We start from the raw sequence: 594 nt of genomic DNA, 5'->3' as shown, positions 1-594 counted from the left end.
CTGGGCACTGCTGCGGCACGCCGCCCGCACCGGGGACGCTGCCGCGCTGCGCACCGGCCAGGCCGCGCTCGCCTACGAGGAGGCCGGCTACGACTCCGAGGTCGACAACTGGCCGGACTACCGGGAGCAGGCCCCCCGGCCCTGGCGGGCCACGCCTCCCCCGGGCACCTTCGCGGCCGTGCACGCCTGGTGCCACGGCGCCCCCGGCATCGGACTGCTCCGGGCCGACCTGCCCGCCGGGGTCCGCACCCCGTCGAGCGACCGGGCGCTGCTGCGCGCCGTGCGGTCCACCGCCGACGCCGGCCAGATCGGCGACGACAGCCTCTGCCACGGCACCCTGGGCAACCTGGAGCTGTTCGCCGCGGCCGCCCGCGCCGGGGTCGACCGGGCCCGGGACGACCACTCCCGGACCCGCGACGCCCTGCTGGCCGCGATCGAGGAGCGCGGACCGGTCTGCGGCACCCCGGGCGGGATCGTCACGCCCGGCCTGATGACCGGCCTGGCCGGCATCGGCCACGGACTGCTGCGGATCGCCGCGCCCGAGCGCGTCGCCCCCGTGCTGCTGCTCGCCCCGCAGGAGGCCCCGTGACCGCC

Annotated in this window: 1 protein-coding gene; it reads left to right on the top strand. The window is 79.3% G+C overall.

Going from position 1 to position 594, the window contains the following annotated elements; all coding sequences use genetic code 11:
- On the top strand, positions 1–589 hold a 589-nt coding region (locus AE652_RS42715; protein ID WP_049661759.1), incomplete at its 5' end, for a lanthionine synthetase LanC family protein.
- Positions 590–594: the final 5 nt, after the last annotated feature.

Source organism: Kitasatospora sp. MY 5-36 (genome assembly GCF_001182915.1).
Classification (GTDB): domain Bacteria; phylum Actinomycetota; class Actinomycetes; order Streptomycetales; family Streptomycetaceae; genus Kitasatospora.
This window is presented reverse-complemented; position numbering and strand designations above follow the sequence as displayed.